The organism is Dyadobacter jejuensis (assembly GCF_003149085.1).
Taxonomy (GTDB): Bacteria; Bacteroidota; Bacteroidia; order Cytophagales; family Spirosomataceae; genus Dyadobacter; species Dyadobacter jejuensis.
In genome coordinates this window covers 91829-106868 of record NZ_QGDT01000003.1, presented here as the reverse complement: position 1 = coordinate 106868, position 15040 = coordinate 91829, and the positions used below count along the sequence as shown (strand labels likewise).

General features: G+C 48.1%; 15 protein-coding genes and 1 riboswitch. Of the genes, 12 read left to right on the top strand and 3 right to left on the bottom strand.

Features of this window, described 5'->3' with window-relative positions; all coding sequences use genetic code 11:
* Positions 1–50 precede the first annotated feature (50 nt).
* Together CLV98_RS07250 and CLV98_RS07245 are read right to left on the bottom strand one after the other, a co-directional pair.
* Entirely contained in the window at positions 51–1508 is a 1458-nt protein-coding gene (locus CLV98_RS07250) for a DUF1501 domain-containing protein (protein ID WP_109673660.1), read from the bottom strand.
* Positions 1509–1583: 75 nt separating this feature from the next.
* On the bottom strand, positions 1584–3890 hold the full coding sequence (locus CLV98_RS07245) for a PSD1 and planctomycete cytochrome C domain-containing protein (RefSeq protein WP_109673659.1): 2307 nt from the start codon (positions 3888–3890) through the stop codon (positions 1584–1586).
* Between the two features lie 269 nt (positions 3891–4159).
* Here CLV98_RS07245 and CLV98_RS07240 point away from each other — a divergent pair, with 269 nt between their 5' ends.
* Both CLV98_RS07240 and ytxJ read left to right on the top strand, forming a co-directional pair.
* Complete coding sequence (locus CLV98_RS07240; protein WP_109673658.1) at positions 4160–5398, top strand: DUF819 family protein; 1239 nt, start codon at positions 4160–4162, stop codon at positions 5396–5398.
* 86 nt (positions 5399–5484) lie between these two features.
* On the top strand, positions 5485–5835 hold the full coding sequence (gene ytxJ / locus CLV98_RS07235; protein ID WP_109674005.1) for a bacillithiol system redox-active protein YtxJ: 351 nt from the start codon (positions 5485–5487) through the stop codon (positions 5833–5835).
* A gap of 48 nt (positions 5836–5883) precedes the next feature.
* On the opposite strand, the gene CLV98_RS07230 is transcribed toward ytxJ, so the two are convergent.
* A complete protein-coding gene (locus CLV98_RS07230) occupies positions 5884–6387 on the bottom strand; it encodes a GNAT family N-acetyltransferase (protein WP_109673657.1) in 504 nt (167 codons plus the stop codon).
* A gap of 671 nt (positions 6388–7058) precedes the next feature.
* On the opposite strand from CLV98_RS07230, the gene CLV98_RS07220 reads away from it, so the two are divergent.
* The 10 genes from CLV98_RS07220 to CLV98_RS07175 all read left to right on the top strand — a co-directional run bounded on the left by CLV98_RS07220 (position 7059) and on the right by CLV98_RS07175 (position 15031).
* On the top strand, positions 7059–7262 hold the full coding sequence (locus CLV98_RS07220; protein WP_109673655.1) for a hypothetical protein: 204 nt from the start codon (positions 7059–7061) through the stop codon (positions 7260–7262).
* A gap of 175 nt (positions 7263–7437) precedes the next feature.
* A riboswitch (TPP riboswitch) is annotated at positions 7438–7533 on the top strand.
* A gap of 66 nt (positions 7534–7599) precedes the next feature.
* Positions 7600–7803 (top strand): sulfur carrier protein ThiS, encoded by a 204-nt coding sequence (gene thiS / locus CLV98_RS07215; RefSeq protein WP_109673654.1) that lies wholly within the window; start codon positions 7600–7602, stop codon positions 7801–7803.
* Positions 7804–7854: 51 nt separating this feature from the next.
* Entirely contained in the window at positions 7855–9738 is a 1884-nt protein-coding gene (gene thiC / locus CLV98_RS07210; RefSeq protein ID WP_109673653.1) for a phosphomethylpyrimidine synthase ThiC, read from the top strand.
* Positions 9710–10351: a thiamine phosphate synthase gene (locus CLV98_RS07205; protein WP_109673652.1), complete on the top strand. Its 642-nt coding sequence runs from the start codon at positions 9710–9712 to the stop codon at positions 10349–10351. The genes thiC and CLV98_RS07205 overlap by 29 nt, the downstream gene beginning before the upstream one ends.
* Complete coding sequence (locus CLV98_RS07200) at positions 10348–10971, top strand: thiamine phosphate synthase (RefSeq protein WP_158281214.1); 624 nt, start codon at positions 10348–10350, stop codon at positions 10969–10971. The genes CLV98_RS07205 and CLV98_RS07200 overlap by 4 nt, the downstream gene beginning before the upstream one ends.
* Positions 10965–11729: a thiazole synthase gene (locus CLV98_RS07195; RefSeq protein ID WP_109673650.1), complete on the top strand. Its 765-nt coding sequence runs from the start codon at positions 10965–10967 to the stop codon at positions 11727–11729. Before CLV98_RS07200 ends, CLV98_RS07195 begins: the two co-directional genes overlap by 7 nt.
* On the top strand, positions 11722–12831 hold the full coding sequence (thiH, locus tag CLV98_RS07190) for a 2-iminoacetate synthase ThiH (RefSeq protein WP_109673649.1): 1110 nt from the start codon (positions 11722–11724) through the stop codon (positions 12829–12831). The genes CLV98_RS07195 and thiH overlap by 8 nt, the downstream gene beginning before the upstream one ends.
* A gap of 115 nt (positions 12832–12946) precedes the next feature.
* Positions 12947–14062 carry a HesA/MoeB/ThiF family protein gene (moeB, locus tag CLV98_RS07185; RefSeq protein ID WP_109673648.1) on the top strand — a complete coding sequence of 372 codons (1116 nt, stop codon included), beginning with the start codon at positions 12947–12949 and terminating at the stop codon, positions 14060–14062.
* Between the two features lie 62 nt (positions 14063–14124).
* Positions 14125–14598, top strand: a complete 474-nt coding sequence (locus CLV98_RS07180; protein ID WP_109673647.1) for an NADH-quinone oxidoreductase subunit A — start codon at positions 14125–14127, stop codon at positions 14596–14598.
* A gap of 67 nt (positions 14599–14665) precedes the next feature.
* Positions 14666–15031 carry a VOC family protein gene (locus tag CLV98_RS07175; RefSeq protein ID WP_109673646.1) on the top strand — a complete coding sequence of 122 codons (366 nt, stop codon included), beginning with the start codon at positions 14666–14668 and terminating at the stop codon, positions 15029–15031.
* Positions 15032–15040 lie beyond the last annotated feature (9 nt).

Below are 15040 nucleotides of genomic sequence, written 5' to 3'. Positions count from 1 at the left end.
AACTAATAATAGGGGCACAAAATAATGTCGCCGAAGTAAAATGCTCATAATTAGCTAAGAATATCCTTTACCACATGCCCCGATATATCGGTGAGGCGATAGCGACGTCCCAAATGCTTGTAGGTTAGCTGCTCATGATTCAAGCCTAACTGATGTAGTAGCGTCGCTTGAAAATCATGGACATGAACTGGATTTTGGGCTATATTATACCCCAATTCGTCGGTTTCGCCATACACCATTCCTGGCTTGATCCCTCCTCCGGCCATCCAAATGGTAAAGCAGCGCGGATGATGGTCACGGCCGTAGTTGTCGGCCGTAAGTGTCCCTTGGGTGTAGCTAGTTCGGCCAAACTCCCCACCCCATATCACGAGTGTTTCATCGAGTAAGCCTCTTTGCTTGAGGTCGGTGACCAGGGCTGCCGAAGCCTGATCCACATCCATGGCTTGTTTGGTAATTTCGAAAGGCAAGTTCCCATGTTGATCCCAACCCTGGTGATACAACTGCACGAAACGCACGCCATTTTCAGAAAGCTTGCGAGCGAGCAGACAATTGGCAGCATAGGTACCAGGGACCAGGCAGTCGGGGCCATAAAGCTTGATGATGTCGTCGGACTCCTTAGACAAGTCCATCACTTCGGGGACAGCCGACTGCATGCGATAAGCCATCTCATATTGCTTTATTTTTGAAGCTATTTCTGGATCACCAAATTCCTGATAGGAAAGGTCGTTGAGTTGCGAGAGCTGATCGAGCATATCGCGGCGCTCTTTCCTATCTAACCCCTCGGGATCGCGCAGATAAAGCACAGGATCTTCTCCTGAACTAAACTGTACGCCTTGATGGACGGAGTCGAGGAAGCCATTGGACCATAACTTAGAATAGACCCCTTGTCCGTTCCCCACTCCACGAGAGAGTAGTACGGTAAAATTGGGCAAGTTCTTGTTTTCGTTACCCAGTCCATAACTTAGCCATGATCCCATACTAGGCCTATTGCCCTGTTGTGAGCCTGTTTGTAGGAAGGTAAGGGCGGGGTCGTGGTTGATAGCCTCGGTGTACATCGACTTTACGATACAGAGTTCGTCAACTATTTTGGCAGTATAAGGCAGCAAATCACTCACCCAGGTGCCATTTTGCCCGTATTGCTTAAACCCGACGAATGAGTCGACTAAGGGAAACGACGACTGATTGGCCGTCATGCCGGTTAGCCGCTGGTTGCCCATAATGGAAGGTGGAATCTCCTGCCCACGTAAATCACGCAACTTGGGCTTGTAGTCGAATAGTTCTTGCTGAGATGGAGCCCCATTTTGAAAAAGGTAGATTACCCTTTTGGCCTTGGGGGCGTAGTGTGGGATACCTGCCGCTAGGCTATCTTCTATCCCCGCTCCGCCTCCTTTCCATAGGTCGGGCATCAACAAAGAACCTAGAGCTGCGCTCCCTATTCCCAAACTTAAGCTGGAGAGGAACCTGCGCCTGTTAAAGCTAAAACCATGTTCTTCTATTTCCTTTTCCATAATTTAATGCTAATATTCTTTCAATGTCTACTCAAATAACCCCAGCTTGTTAAAGGCATATAGGCCATCAATCGGTTAGGATTTTGTTATGGTTTCCTCCAAATTATAAATGGTATTGATCACCCGCATTAAAGATGCTTGCTGGATAAGGTCCACCTGCTTCGTTAATGGAAACTCCCCAATTCGCACCAACTGCTGGGCCTGTGGAGCACGTATCGACTCCAGCTGCTTTTGATAGTAAGTCTGCAATATTCCCAGTTCCTTCTCGGTGGGGGTCCTACAGACAATCGACCGAAAGGCCTTCGTAATCTTCTGCTCGGTGGTCGATTTTTCCTGAAGCAACCTGCCTGCTAGCACCCGGGAGGCTTCTAGCACTGCCGGGTCGTTCATCATCACCAGCGCTTGCAAGGGGGTATTCGTCTTGAGCCGTTTCACCTCGCATAAGTCCCGGTTACTCGCATCGAAAATAGCCATGGTAGGTGGTGGTACCGTCCTTTTAATGAGGGTATACATCCCCCTCCTATACAACTTCGACCCTTTGTCTTGCTCATAAATAGAGAGAAGGCCCCGGCCCGAAGTGGCACCCTCCCATAGCCCAGCAGGCTGATAAGGCTTTACACTAGGCCCTCCAATGGTAGGAACTAACAGTCCACTGCTGGCTAGCACTAGGTCACGAATATGTTCGGCATCGAAATGGTAACGTGCCGAACGAGCTAAATAGAAGTTTTCGGGGTCGGTCTGCAGGGCCTTGGGCGACACCGTAGCCGACTGACGGTAGGTGGCAGATACTACCATTTGCTTCACCAGCCTCTTAATGTCCCAATCGTGCTCCATAAAATCGACCGCTAGCCAATCCAAAAGATGCGGATGAGTGGGCAAATCCCCTTGCATTCCGAAATCTCCAGAGCTCTCCACGAGCCCCTTACCAAAAAACTCCTGCCATAATTGGTTGACATAGACTCTGGCCGTTAAGGGGTTTTTAGAATCGAAAAGCCATTTGGAGAGTCCCAGACGGTTTTTAGGGTAGGCCGGATCGAACGGAAGAATGGTCTTTGGGGTTCCGGGCTGCACCTGTTCCCCATGAGCGTCGTAAACACCCCGGTTGAGCACATAAGTAGCGCGGGTGGAGTCCAACTCACCCATCACCGAAACGATCAGTTGATTGGTGTCAGGTTTATTGACAAATGAGAGGATTTCCTCTAAGTCCTGGTCGGTAATACGCATTAATGGCTTTTTGGCGTAGGTCTCCGGTCCACCTATCACCGACTCTATGCCCACCTCTTTTATGTTATTAAAGAAGGCAAAAAGCTCATAGTATTCTTTTTGAGAAATAGGATCATATTTATGGTCATGACAGTGGGCACATTCTACGGTAAAGCCTAAGAAGGCTTTACCAAATAGATCGTTGCGATCGGTAACGTAAGACACCCTATACTCTTCCTGAATGACGCCCCCTTCTTCCGTAATTTTATGATTCCTATTAAATCCCGTCGCCAGAAGTTGTTCTTTATTGGCGTTAGGAAGCAGGTCGCCAGCCAGCTGCCAGGTAACAAAATCCTTGTAAGAGAGGTTTTTGTTAAATGCATAAATGACCCAATCGCGCCAAGGCCATTGCGTACGGTAGCCATCGTCCTGGTAGCCGTGTGAGTCGGCATATCGCGCCACGTCGAGCCAGTGAATAGCCATTCTTTCACCATAGGTAGGCAAAGCCAGGAACTCATCTACCATTCGCTCGTAAGCATCGGGACGTGAGTCAGCCATAAATTCGTCCATCATTTCGATGGTAGGTGGCAGGCCTGTTACGTCCATCGCTAGTCGTTTTAGCAGGCGTTCCTTATCGGCCTCTGGATTCGGCGTTAGCCCTTTCTCTTTCTGTTTGGCAAAAACGAAACGGTCAATCTCATTATTCCCCCATTCCGAAGCACCCTGACTCGGAACGGGAGCTTTCACCGGAGCCACAAAAGCCCAATGTTTTTCGTACTCAGCCCCCTGCTCGATCCATTTTTCGATCAGTGCTATTTCTCTGCTGCTAAGCTTGAGATTGGACGATACCGGAGGCATCACTAATGCCGTATCCTGGCTAACAATCCTTTTATAAAGTTCGGAAACTTCTGGCTTACCCGCTACCAAAGCGTGTGCCGACGGATTCTCCTTCAGGGCCTTCAGGGCATCTTCCCGAACGTCGAGGCGTAGCCCTGCCTCCCGTTTGTTTTCATCGGGGCCATGGCAGGCGAAACATTTATCGGAGAGAATAGGCCTTATGTCGAAGTTATAACTGATCTGCAAAGGGATCTCGGCTTCCTGCTCTTCCCCTCGACAACTGCTCAGCACTATGGCGCATGCATAGCTGACAATAACGATTATAAAACTTTTAAACTGCATGCTGAATTTTCAAAGATTATGCCTATTTATGTAAATTATAGTAGCTTCATCGCCAATGATAGAACCATGGCTGCTCGCTTCCTCGCTGCAAAACGAGGGGTAGGTACCCTTTCTGGATCAGACAAAATAAGCAAAAAAGTGGCGGCTTCTACTATATATATATTCCGATTTGACTAATAAATATTGATTTTCGCAGGAGACCATTCAGTTTATATCCGATAACCCACCGGGATTTTTACCCGATCCTTAAAACGACAAACCTATCATTCATGATCCAAAATGATGCAAGCATATTAGGCCTCCTCATGGTAGTACTGGCCTTGGTTTTTTATACGGCCTCCCTTTCGGGAATTTTTTGGAAGAAGTTATATAGCGTAATCCCACCACTTCTACTCTGTTATTTTATTCCTGGGTTGCTCAATACCTTTGGCGTTATCGATGGTATCGACTCACAATTATATCCGGTAGTGTCAAAGTATTTTTTACCCGCCTGCTTGGTACTATTCACCATCGGGATGGACTGGCACGCCCTCATCCGACTGGGCCCTAAGGCCATCATCGCCATGCTGGCGGGAACCGTGGGTATCATTATAGGTGGCCCCACGGCCATATGGTTGGTAGGGACGATCAGTCCTGCTACCTTAGTAGGCGAAGGTGCCGACGAAGTATGGCGAGGCATGGCTACTCTGGCAGGCAGCTGGATCGGGGGAGGTGCCAACCAAACGGCACTAAAGGAGGTTTTTCAGCCCAGCGACCGTCTATTTTCGCAGGTCGTGGCGGTAGATGTACTGGTGGCAGAGCTCTGGATGGCCCTATTGATCTATGGTGCTGGGATGGCTAGCAGGCTAGACAAACTGTTAGGAGCCGATGGAACGGCTGTATTGGAGGTACAAAACAAATTGATAGCCCAACAGTCTGGAAATGCAAGAATACCACAAATGAAGGAATACATCTATTTGGCTGCCATCGGGTTTGGGGCCAGTGGGGTGGCACATCTGTTGGCCGACCAAATAGCCCCCTTTATCGGTACAAATTATCCTGACCTTGCCAAATTCAGCCTTACTTCCACGTTTTTCTGGGTAGTGACTATCTCCACGATGATCGGTATTAGCCTTTCGACTACCCCATTAAGAAAACTCGAGTATGTGGGCGCGTCCAAGATCGGGTCGGTATTCCTTTATGTTCTAATCGCCACCATCGGCATGCAGATGGACCTAAAGGCGGTGATGGACAATCCTGGGCTGTTTGCCATTGGGTTTATATGGATGTGCACCCATGCTATCGTACTTCTCGCCGTGTGTAAGTGGTTAAAGATTCCCTTTTTCTTTATGGCTGTAGGTAGCCAAGCCAATATGGGGGGCAGCGCTTCGGCATCTGTAGTGGCAGCGGCTTTTCATCCTTCCTTGGCGCCTGTAGGCGTACTCCTGGCCATCCTTGGCTATGCCGTCGGAACCTATGGGGGCTACATTACTGCCCTTCTGATGCAGTGGATCAGCCATACCCTTTGAACCTTACAGGGTACAAGTAATGTTGCAAGGGGGTGGATATTTTAAAATTCACAAATTTTTATAATCAAATAGCCTTAAAAACTACTATGAATTGGATTACATTAAGCGACGAAGCTCAAATAGAAGAAATTAAAAATAGCGAAGGATACACGATCATTTACAAACATAGCCCGCGCTGTATTGTGAGTATGATGGCACATCGTAGACTGAAATCCGAACTACCTGGTTTTAGCTTCCCCGATACGCCTTTATATATCGTAGATGTTGTCAAAAACAGAAATGAATCATTGGCCATCGCCAGTGAGTTTGCCGTGCATCATGAGTCACCACAATTGTTGCTCCTAAAAAATGGCCAGGCCATATACCATGCCTCCCATGAAGAAGTTGGGTTCGACCCTATTATGAACCTAATGGCTAAAACATCTCAAGAAGCCTGACTGGAATACCATTATCAATGAATAGCACAAGCGCCGTCTTATGGGCGCTTATGTTTCTTTTAAAATTAACTGCATGTAGACCAAGTCGAGCCATTGGTCGAACTTATACCCCACCTCCTTGATATAACCCTTCTCTACAAAACCATATTTTTCGTGAAAACTGATACTCCCCCGGTTGGACGCATCGATGCAGCCAATCATGGTGTGAATTCCTTGTTCCTTGGCGCGTTGTATCAGGCTCTCTAATAGTCGCCCTCCTACCCCCATACCACGGGAAGATTCCTTTAGGTAGATAGAATGCTCTACGCTAAACCGAAACCCTTCCTTGGGCCTGAACCTTTGAAAGGAACCATAGCCAATAACCTCATTTTCAACTTCTGACACCAACACGGGCATACTGTCGAGGATCATCCGCTCAAACCATTCCGTCAGTTGCTCTAAGGTCCTTTCTTCATAGTCATATATGGCCGTCGATGTCCGGATGCTTTGATTTAGTATTTCCAGAATTACAGGCAAATCCAAGGGAGATGCATTTCTAATTTTCACACTCATTAATTATTTCGCTTTTGTCCACCACCGTAACTACCGCGCTCTCAGGCTACAAACTGGCATTTTTTCGATTTTATCATGGCATCAAAGGCCAATTATGGCCCAATATAATTCTCTGACCCGAATGTTACATCAATGCCCGCAAAAATATTTATTTGATCTACCAAGCGTCCTCCAGCTCCTCCACAAAATTCGATTCAAAAAACCTCCGGGTCCTGGTACACTGTAGCCCTTTCGCAACAGTCTCATAGAATGTCTCCACCTTCTTTGGGGACGTATCACCTCATATCCTATACTTCTTCTAATCAATGTTTTATGAGAAAACAAAGAGCATTACTAGAAAATTATTACCACTACTCAATGTTTTATCTAAAATATATACCATTAAAATACGATTAATTTTACTTCTACCTAGTACTAATATCCACACTTTAGGAACGGCAGCATCCCATAAATAGTTATAAGCTCAAAAATTTTGAATATAGCCTTTATCAGTACATACCTTTGCTTTATGAATCCCCTCTCCTCACTTGGCAGAAACCATGCCGCTTTAAAATCTTTATTTAAAAGACTTCTTTCCCTATTCCTCCTATTATTAGCTTGCAACTCCAGCAGCTTCGGCCAAGTGGGTGCTGGCGAATTTAATCCAGGCAACCAGGGTAAAATATTCTTCTATGCATATAGCGGGTTATGGAGTCGATTTGCTGCTGGCGGCAAACATCACTTTTTTCAAACATTTTTTCATTCAAGGGGAGCTAAAGGGAGGGTTTATCAATATGCCCAATGTACTCACTACCAGGTACAAGGACGACCATGCCGCTCACCATTTCTTTTTCTTGCAACGCAATGTCAATTTTGGTTATATGTTTAAGCTCTAATCCCTGCTTAAAAGCCCCCAAAGTAGGTCCGTAGGCCTTCCATAGCCCGAAAACGATCGAAAAAAACTTATCCGTAAGGACCTAAAATGCCCCACACGCAACACCCAAGCCGTGTCGGGCATTTTACATTTCATCCCTTTCTATTTTTTTTCTAGACATTTTCGCAATAGCTTTGCTGCAACTTTGGGGGTGTCCACTATGGTGGTCTGAGATTATACCCTTTGAACCTGATACAGCTCATACTGTCGAAGGGAAAAGCAAGGAACCCCTGTGGGTTCACTACTCTTTTCTGCATGGTCCATTCCCGGAGTTTTAATTTTATAAAACCCGTTATCGAATGGAAATACTACTCAATAATCTCCCAAAGCAAATACCTGAAGATTGCACGGTATCAGCAGTACTCGATCTATTTTTACCTAAGGCCCCAACTGGTTTGGCAGTAGCCGTCAACCAAAGCGTAATTCCGAAATCGGCCTGGGAATCACATCGCCTGAAAGCATCGGACCGGCTCACCATCATCACCGCCACCCAAGGGGGCTGATGCCACCTATCTATTGCAGTTTCCTATCCTACTTTATTAATGTAAGCAACCATGAAGACCGAACAAACCCCTACGGATCAAACCATTACGCGTGAGCCATTCCCTAATTCCAGGAAAGTATATGTAAAGGGAACCCTTCACCCCATCGAGGTAGCGATGCGCGAAGTACGGCTTAGCGACACCCAAATACACGGCATTAATAAGTCGCCAGTCCCTAATGCCCCCGTCACCATATACGACACCAGCGGCCCGTATACCGACCCAAACATCGAAATTGACCTACGCAAGGGGCTAAAAGCCCTAAGAAAAGACTGGATTCTCAATCGCGGGGACGTGGAGGAGCTACCTGCCATAACCTCCGAGTATGGCAACCAACGCCTACAAGACGCTAGCCTTGACCCTCTGCGGTTCGAATATTTGCATCGCCCCATGAGAGCAAAAAAGGGTAGAAATGTAAGTCAGTTGCACTATGCCAAGAAAGGGATTATAACGGCGGAAATGGAATACATCGCCATACGAGAGAACCAACGCATTACAGAGCACAACCAAAGGCTAGCCAATACGGCAGGCTCCTTGGCACACCAGCATCCGGGCGAAAGTTTCGGTGCCAACACGCCCAAGTCCATGATTACGCCAGAGTTTGTCCGGGCAGAAGTGGCCGCAGGCAGGGCGGTGATACCGGTCAATATCAATCACCCCGAAATAGAGCCGATGATTATCGGCCGCAATTTCCTAGTAAAAGTCAATGCCAACATTGGTAACTCGGCCGTTAGCTCTAGCATAGAAGAAGAGGTAGAGAAAGCCGTGTGGGCTTGTCGCTGGGGTGCCGATACCATTATGGACCTGTCGACTGGTAAGAATATCCATGAGACAAGGGAATGGATTATCCGGAATTCGCCAGTTCCCATCGGTACAGTGCCCATTTACCAGGCTTTAGAAAAGGTAAAAGGGAAGGCAGAAAACCTTACCTGGGAGATTTTTAGAGACACACTTATCGAACAAGCCGAACAAGGAGTAGACTATTTCACCATCCATGCTGGAGTACTACTGCGGTACATTCCGCTTACGGCCAAGCGCATTACGGGGATCGTCTCACGGGGTGGATCCATCATGGCCAAATGGTGCCTTGCGCATCATCAAGAAAACTTCCTATACACACACTTCGAAGAGATCTGTGAGATTATGAAGGCTTACGATGTAGCCTTCTCCTTAGGGGACGGCCTTCGCCCTGGCTGCATAGCCGATGCCAACGATGCTGCTCAGTTTTCGGAACTCGAAACCCTAGGTGAGCTCACCAAAATAGCCTGGAAGCACGACGTACAGACCATCATTGAAGGTCCCGGCCATGTGCCCATGCACCTGATCAAACAAAATATGGACAAACAGCTAGCGCATTGCCAAGAGGCTCCCTTTTACACCTTAGGACCCCTCACCACCGACATAGCTCCGGGTTATGACCATATCACATCGGCCATTGGAGCCGCTATGATTGGCTGGTTTGGTACGGCCATGCTTTGTTACGTTACCCCTAAAGAACACCTCGGCCTCCCCAATAAAAAGGATGTAAAAGACGGGGTGATTACCTACAAGATTGCTGCCCATGCCGCCGACTTGGCCAAAGGCCATCCTGGGGCCCAGTATCGAGACAATGCCTTAAGCAAGGCAAGGTTCGAATTCCGTTGGGAGGATCAATTCAACCTCTCCCTGGACCCCGACACGGCCAAGTCGTTCCATGATGAAACATTGCCGGCCGAGGGAGCCAAAATAGCTCATTTCTGCTCGATGTGCGGACCTAATTTCTGTTCGATGAAAATAACCCAAGACGTACGCGACTACGCACAAGAAAACGGACTCATGGAAGAAAGCATACTGGAAGAGGCTATGCAAGCGAAAGCCAAAGAGTTCGTTGAAAAAGGCAGTCAAATTTATTCCTAAGAATATGAAGCTGCTGGTCATCACCTCACCCCACTTTTTTGAAGGAGAAGCTAGGCTAATCAACGCTCTTTTTGAGCGGGGGTTGGCCTGCCTTCACCTACGAAAACCTGAAGCTGAAATGGATACAGTCGCACACCTGATAGGCCAAATAGACACGAAGTTCCACAGCCGACTTACGATCCATCATCACCACGCCTTGTCGGGCAGTTATGCCATAGGCGGGATCCATTTTACCGAACAAGGCCGAAGAGCCTCAAGCGCTATAGAATTGCAGAACTATGTATCCAAAGGCTATCGCATCAGCACATCGGTACATCAAAAAGAAAGCTTAAGCACGATTTCCCCAGCCTTTAATTATAGCTTTTTCGGTCCCGTTTTCGACAGTATTTCCAAACCAGGCTATAGTGCTGCTGTAGACGTAGAACTGCCGGGGACCAGCCCCGTACCCGTCTACGCTTTAGGAGGGGTAACAGCCGAAAACATTATACAGCTCACCCAATGGGGCTTTTCTGGCGCCGCCGTACTCGGTTACATCTGGCAAAATCCTCACGAAGTAGTACAACGTTTCCTAGAACTTTCAGCGAAAGTTCGACTTATGCCCACAACCTCATGATAGACCGATTACATTTTATTTCGAACCAAACCGCCACCATTTCCCATATAGAAGGCATACAGCTGGCACTACAAGCCGGCTGTCGACTGGTACAGTTACGGGTGAAAGATCGCCCCCATCAGGCGGTTTTAGAGCTTGCTAAGGTGGCCAAGGACCTTTGTCACGGCTTTGAAGCTAGGCTGGTGATCAACGACTACCCCACCATAGCACGTGAGGTAGAGGCCTATGGATGTCACCTCGGCCTATCGGACATGGCCATCGCTCAGGCCCGAACCATTGTGGGTGATAAAATGATCCTTGGAGGCACGGCCAATAATCTGCACGACGTATTGAAACGTGTGGATGAAGGGGTAGATTATATAGGGTTAGGGCCATTGCGCTACACTTCCACCAAAAAGTCCTTAAGCCCTATCCTAGGTTTTGAGGGCTACCAAAGTATTCTAAATAGTTTGAAACTATTGGCTAAAACAACCCCCATCATCGCCATAGGGGGAATTGTAACCGACGACATATCTCCTTTAAGGAATATGGGCATCCATGGGGTAGCCCTTTCGTCGACGATCCTATTGGCCCCAGACCGGGCCTCAACCGTTACTAAACTTTATAACGATTTATGTTAACTATCGCCGATAAAACCTTCCATTCTCGCTTGTTTACTGGGACGGGCAAGTTCAGCTCCTCACAGACCATGGCCGCAGCATTGGCCTCGTCGGGTTCCGAACTCGTGACGGTAGCCCTCAAAAGGGTGGACCTTCAGGACCAGTCCGACGACATGCTCCAGCAATTGAAGACCGAAAAGATTCATTTACTTCCCAATACCTCCGGAGTGAGGAATGCCAAAGAAGCGGTATTTGCCGCCCAACTGGCCCGGGAGGCGCTACAGACCAATTGGATTAAGCTGGAGATCCACCCAGACCCTAAGTATTTGCTTCCCGACCCGATAGAAACTTTACTCGCTACCGAAGAGCTAGCCAAGCTAGGCTTTGTGGTGCTCCCCTACATCCACGCCGACCCCGTGCTCTGCAAACGCCTTGAGGACTGCGGTACCGCCGCAGTGATGCCCCTAGGCGCTCCCATTGGCAGCAACTTAGGATTAAAAACTGAGGACTTTTTAAGGATCATCATCGAACAGAGTAGGGTTCCGGTAATTGTCGATGCGGGCATAGGGGCTCCCTCTCATGCCGCCCAGGCTATGGAGATGGGCGCCGATGCTGTTTTGGTAAATACGGCCATTGCAGTGGCCAAAGATCCTATTCAAATGGCCCTTGCTTTCAAAATGGCCGTGGAAGCAGGACGTATGGCCTATTTATCGGGCTTGGGCCAACAGGGCACCTCAGCGGTACCTAGCAGCCCATTAACCTCCTTTCTAGATGTCTAGCTTTTTCGATATTTTTCAGCAATACGCATGGGATTCGGTTCGGGAACAGATCTACGCCAAAACCGACGGCGACGTACAGCGAGCCTTGTCGAGTACCCGTCGAAGCCTCGAAGATTTTAAGGCCCTGATTTCCCCAGCGGCCTTGCCTTATCTGGAACAAATGGCGCAGGCGAGCCACAGGCTGACACAAAAGCGGTTCGGGAAAACCATCCAGATGTATATCCCTTTGTACCTGTCCAACGAGTGTACCAATATATGTACTTACTGCGGATTTAGTCTCGACAATAAAGTAAGGCGCAAAACACTGACTGAAAAAGAACTACTGGAAGAAGTAAAGGTCATCAAAGACTTGGGTTATGAGCATGTGCTGCTGGTAACGGGAGAGGCCAACCAAACGGTACATACCGACTACTTCAAGAAGGTGCTGCGGCTCATCCGCCCCCATTTTGCGCAGATTTCCATGGAAATTCAACCCCTCGATAGACAGGAATATGAAATGTTGATACCCGAGGGACTGCATTCGGTATTGGTATATCAAGAGACTTACCATCAGGAGGATTACAGAAAACACCACCCTAAAGGGAAAAAATCGAACTTCCGATACCGGCTAGAGACCCCCGATCGGGCGGGCCAAGCGGGCGTCCATAAAATTGGCCTGGGTGTTCTTATTGGTCTCGAAGATTGGCGTACCGATAGCTTTTTTACAGCCTTACATTTACGGTACTTGGAAAAAACCTATTGGCAAACCAAATACAGCCTGTCCTTCCCTCGGCTCAGACCATTTTCCGGCGGACTGCCGCCTAAAGTAGAGATGAATGACCGGGAACTGGTGCAGCTCATATGTGCCTATCGCCTGCTCGACGAAGAGCTCGAGCTGAGCCTCTCTACCCGAGAAACGGAAACATTCAGAAACCACTGTATACCACTGGGGATTACCTCGATCAGTGCAGGGTCCAAAACTAACCCAGGGGGCTATACAGCCGCTACCGACTCCTTGGAGCAGTTTGAGATCAGCGACGAACGGAGCCCTCAAGAGATGGCCGAAGTCATATCCAAGCAGGGCTATGAAGCCGTTTGGAAGGACTGGGACAGGGTTTTATAGGACAAACCGACCACTCATCCAATAATATGGCAACCCAGTGAACAACTACGGCCATTCTATTGTTTGATAAAAATCCGATGAATTCGGAAATAGTACCCTACTAAGCGAGCAAAAAATGAATTTCGAACCTCAAGAAAGGAAAAGATATAGTCGACAGATCGTTATGCCCGAATTGGGCCTGTCTGGACAGGAAAAACTCAAAAATGCCAGGGTGCTCGTGGTGGGGGCTGGGGGCTTAGGCTGCCCCGTATTACAGTATCTTACGGCAGCTGGAGTAGGCCATATCGGGATCGTCGACGATGACCGTGTGGCCCTTACCAATCTTCACCGCCAGATCCTCTATGGCCCTGAAGATGTAGGCCTAGGAAAGGCTATAACGGCCAAAGAAAAGCTGGAGAAACAAAATCCTTACGTTACCTTCGAGGTCTTTGAAGAAAGGATTACACAAAAAAATGCATATTATATCCTGCCAGGCTACGATTTGGTCGTAGATGGCTCCGACAATTTTCCTACCCGGTATACCCTCAGCGATGCTTCCTATAAGGTCGGCATCCCGATGGTCTTCGGCTCTATCCTTCGGTTTGAAGGGCAGGTGTCGGTGTTCAACTACCAAGGGGGCCCCACCTATCGCTGTCTCTTTCCCGATGCCAGTGAAGGCGATAGCTGTGCTGAAGCGGGCGTCTTAGGCATATTGCCAGGGATTATTGGCTCGCTAATGGCCAATGAAGTCGTCAAAATCATCTGTGAAATGGGTGAGGTACTTAGCGGCCAGCTACTTATTTATAACGCACTCAACAATAGCACCCACACCTTCCAGTTCAAAAAAGATCCAGCACAACTTCAGCCCATGGAAAGCCAGGCGAAAACAGGCCAGTTGGCGGAGGTAAGCGAGCCTAAGGAAGCCTATAGCCAGCCTATTCTAGCTTCGCAGGACGCACAAGAGTCCCATAGATTCGAAACGCAGATCCCGTTCCACACTTATGAGGAGCGCCTGGCGAGCAATGCAGAACAGCTGTATCTGGTCGATGTACGGGAGGAATATGAGTTTGAGGAGGACCCTATCAATGGAATCAATATCCCACTGCCCGACCTCCCCCAGTCGTTAACGACCATGCCCGCCGATAAGACGATCGTGTTTTATTGTAGAAGTGGACGGCGTAGCCAGATGGCTCAAAAATTGCTGCAACAAAATGGCTACCAAGGCGAAAGCTACTGGATGAAGGAGGAATAAATACATTTGCCCATGCTTATGGGCAAATTTGCTTAGTTTTGTATGCCAAATAAACATCATCTATGCTGACCGACTTCGGAACGATTCTGCTTTTTATCATTGCCGCCATGGTACTTACGGGTGCCATGCTGGGCCTAGCCAAATGGTTACGGCCGAGCCGGCCCAATGAGGAAAAACTAACCACCTATGAGTCGGGAGAAGAGCCCCAGGGAAACGCCGGAGTACAGTTCAATGTACGCTTCTATGTGGTAGCCCTGGTTTTCGTACTCTTCGAAGTAGAATTACTCTTTCTCTTCCCTTGGGCGGTAGTATTTGGCAACGAGGACCTGATCCAACAAACCAACGGACTATGGGGCTGGTTTGCCATGGCCGAAATGACGGCTTTCGTCGGCGTTTTAGCCTTAGGCTTGGCCTATGCGTGGGGAAAGGGATATTTGGATTGGGTGCGGCCAAAACCGCGGATACCCCAAGCACAATCGCCTGTGCCGATGGATTTGTATCGGGATGTCAACAAGCGGTATGAGCGTAAGAAATGACCGCTCAGATTGGGTTTGTTGAGCTTTACCTAAGCCATTTAGCCACTAACCACCTTCAAGCCTTCTGATGCAACATCATGCCCGCTCCATTCGCCCTTTTATCGGCGCTAAAGATTATCAAATTTCTAGACAATTCTACCTAGATTTCGGGTTTAAAGAGACCATTCTTTCTGAGAATCTGTCTTATTTTTCTACTGATAATATGGGGTTCTATTTACAAGATGCCTATATACCCGAATGGATCGACAACACCATGGTGTTCATGGAAGTTGCCGATCTCGACAGATTTTGGGACGATTTGGTAAGCCTTAAGCTAACTACCAAATACAAAAACATACGAATAAAACCCATCCATGACCTCGACTGGGGAAGGGAATGCTTTGTACATGACCCCTCAGGAGTGCTTTGGCATATCGGAGCGTTTTATCGATAGTTACTCGTG